The organism is Parabacteroides caeci, from assembly GCF_023656795.1.
In the GTDB taxonomy this organism is placed as follows: Bacteria; Bacteroidota; Bacteroidia; order Bacteroidales; family Tannerellaceae; genus Parabacteroides; species Parabacteroides segnis.
The window spans coordinates 1-3,714 of record NZ_JAMOKT010000132.1 but is presented as its reverse complement, the minus strand read 5'-3'; the positions used below and the strand labels follow the sequence as shown (position 1 = coordinate 3,714).

At 41.6% G+C, this 3,714-nt stretch carries 1 protein-coding gene and 1 pseudogene; both read right to left on the bottom strand.

Annotation, left to right across the window (positions count from 1 at the left end):
• Window positions 1-210: pseudogene (locus tag NBH15_RS28960) on the bottom strand (hypothetical protein); the annotation flags it as partial.
• 44 nt (window positions 211-254) lie between these two features.
• Window positions 255-3,362: a hypothetical protein gene (locus NBH15_RS28955; protein ID WP_250824195.1), complete on the bottom strand. Its 3,108-nt coding sequence runs from the start codon at window positions 3,360-3,362 to the stop codon at window positions 255-257.
• Between the last annotated feature and the right edge of the window lie 352 nt (window positions 3,363-3,714).

Below are 3,714 nucleotides of genomic sequence, written 5' to 3'. Positions count from 1 at the left end.
ACTGGCAAATAAACCTGCATCTAATTTACTATTAGGACCGTCATTGTTCTCCGTCCATATTTTATTGTTATTTAAAAACAATTCTGCGAATTTAGCCACCGTCATAATCTCAGCCGGTTCCCCATCCTTCGGATTGATCAGCGACACATACCAGTCATTAGGTAATGAGTCTGTCTTTACTTTCAATCCGTTTAAACTTACATCTGTCATAATATTTCAATTTTAGTTGTTATTATTTGATTCACTTTTTTATCTTAATGAGTTATTTCATAATAATTATCACAATACCATTCAACTCGCGAATTATCAGGAGTAGCAATAGCATAAAACCGCCCCATTTTTCCTTCGGGTATATTAATACTCGTTTTGTATGTTGTCCAACTTTCACCCGTGTTCCATATTTTAGATCCATCAACAATACTTATATTGACCGAATGTCCTAGCATGGTTATTGTAGGTGGGTTAAGAATCTGACACATTGTCCCATTGTATTTTTTATCAATAGGTAATTTGGCATAAAGAACCTGTGTCGCTCCATTAAAAGCCAAATTAAAGTTTTTAGTAAGATCTAAGGTCCCACCATCTTCTCGCCAAATAAACGGAGTCCCAATAGATCCTTTAAATACTCCTTTTTGCGAAATGATTTCCCCTGTTTTTCCATCTATCAACAGATTAGGTTCCTCAGAGTCAGGATCAATGTCTTGACTCTGCATTTTTTTGTTTTTAAACAAAAACTCTGCTATGTTAGCCCCATCGATCAGGGCTGTATCCATCGCAACAAATATCTGTTTATTTGCCACCTCCCAGTTAGCATCCCCGTCTTGAGATGTCGGAGGTACAGTTACTCCCTTTCCTGGGCTATAATTACGTACCTGGAAGACATAGACAGCATTGTTAAAACCGTATAATACAATGTCTCTGTATTGTTCATTCCAAAAGTATGGAGCTTTGTTTTGATCATAAAAGCCACAGGATCGAGGCATGGATCCAGTAGCTCCACGCTCTCCATCCAGACCGTCACGGATAACAGAAACTCCAACTTCATCCACATAATTAGAGTTCCAGGCTTGAGCATCTGATTGTTTTTCGTACATCCGGATTGAGTAAGCTTTTATCCCGGCGATTACGGTTACATTAATGGACGATCCTTTAACAGGTGCTACATGTTGTTCCCAGGCCGATGTACCTGTGGCCGATTTACGGCAGGCCAGATAAAATCTATCAGAGGCTTGTACAGCTCCCGTACCGGTCTGCAGTTTGGCCAAAACGGTAAAAGCTGCCGGTGTAGGATTTCCGACTGTATTAAATACAATATTAGTTACCGGAGATACCAGCCAGTAGGCCGTAGCATCATTACCGGGTTTACCATCTTCGGCCGAATACTGTACCGGGTCACTCCAAGTACCAGCGGCATCCGATACCGCCTTCTTTGTAGACTTCCACCGGGCACCAGTCATGATCGTTTGACTCCAACCCAAACTATTCCCTGTTAAAATCGGACGGGGCGGTTTGCTTACGCTTGTATGATATGTCGTAAACTCTTGCTCGACCGGTTCGATAACTGTAGGAGGGATAAAGATATCCCAGTATTCTGAATTAATAGTTTCAGATGTAAGAGGCTTGTATAGTAGATAGCTACCACCGGTCTTTAGGTATTTACCCCCTGTCGTCAGAAATGGCACAGGGGTCTGACCCGTATTTTTCTTTTTACAAAAGATCTTACCTCCATTAAATGAGACTAAATCACGTTGATTGTATTCCCTGTAGGGACTATAAGGCTCTGTTATATAGTTTAACCCGGCTTCACCCGGATCACCTTCTATTTTACTCCATTTGTAATCAGCAGGATTATCAGACTCCGTTGCAGTTTCCTTATTGTAGGCTAGACCTACGTATTTCTTGCCATCAGGATTATTAGACATGCCATTTCCTTGAGCATCATCGGCGTATCGTATCCAAGTATATAAAGTCTTTCCGTCTTTACCAGGTTTACCCGGTATTCCTTCGCCTACAATCAAAGCCCAAGTATATAAACTGGGATCATCAGATTCAATTGGTGTCAATTGATTGACGGCCAAACCTACATATTTCTTTCCGTCAGGCAATTCGGACATACCATTCCCCTGAGCGTCATCGGCATATTTCAGCCAGGTATAATACTGTACTCCGTCTTTACCTTTTTCACCAGGTAATCCTTGCTTTCCGGGCTCACCATCTTCAGATAATAATTGCCAGGGATGATTGGGATCACCGGTATATAATCGTTTGCCACCGGTGGTTAAGTATTTACCTCCGGTGGTCAAATATCCTCCCGGATTCTTCCGTGGCTTTACTCCTTTATTGTCTCTATTGGCAATAAAGGAGGCCCCATCACTCCTAACAATGTTACTTTTTATGTAACTACGATTAGGGTCCCATTCACCGACAGCCTCGGCACTGGTTCCATCTTTACCGTCTTCACCTTTCGAGACGCGCTTAAACCAATCCGGATTACCGTCCGTCGGTTCTGATGTTGTTCCATCCGGATTGACGCATAACCAGGATGAGCCATTATGGGTTACTTCATCATAATAAGCAAACTTTCCCTGTATCCAAGCCCCTTTAAAAAAGGGCACTCTCTCAACGGATGTACCATCTGCCGACATCTGATTGATCACACCGGTCATGTAGATATTATTCAGAAAAACAGAATATCCGGTCATGTTGTACCCATGTACCGACAGGTTGGTTAGATCACCAAACTGAGCCGCAATCTGGCGTTTCTCGAACTCCCAACCGTCTACATGGTAGAGATAACGGGTATAGGTCCGGGTTGAGTATTTAGATGTCTGACGATCTTTGTTGGTAAAGTTACCATAAGCGACAAAGTGCATGGTCTCACAAGGATGAAACTCGTGAGGATAACTAGCCGAAGAAGGACGAAGCTGATATTTGAAAGTTTTGTTTTCCTTATCCAGTATTTCTGTGACAGTAAAATAGGCTGTAAAGAACCCCGCAAAAGTGAACACACCCTTACTATTGTCTTTGTCCTCTGTCGCATTTTCCGAAGAAGTGAGAGAGTGAAATATCCCCATACAGATATCGCCTACTGCAACCGCTCCAAATTCACCATCTTCCAACTTCAGTTTGGCAATCCTATTAACTGTGTCGACGGACTCAATAATTCCACCACCGGGAGCGTTCCAGCTAATGCCTGTAAAAATTTCTGCTCTGTTAAACCTTATTTCAGGCACTTCCAAAAAACGACGTATAATCAACGATTCTAACTCTCCGTTTCCGAAAGCGTCAATCATCCCCCCTTTACCGGTCAGGATGCCAGGGATAAATTCCCCGAACTTTGTCCCTTTTAAGAAATTGATCAATTCATGAGCAAAATCTTCAATATCATTCCGGAGACGTTTGTCGTCTTCATTCTTAGCCCGGAGAGCTGAATAAAGATTTTTGTCTGTCGGTGTCGTTTTGGTGTCAGTTGATTCAATTATCTCAAGAGTTGAACCACTACCTGATCCCGAACCGATATTTCCAATCTCTTCTTCCAGTTCTTTAACAACCGCATTTTTAATTGTATTATGGATCTCTCCATAGGTTGTGACTCAATGTCATCAATTTAAGAAAAAATACCCTTAAAACGAAAAAAGCCATTGGAAATATCAAAGAAAGAATTACTTTAAAGTTACCACACAACAAGTAATCCATGATCTATGATACAACCAA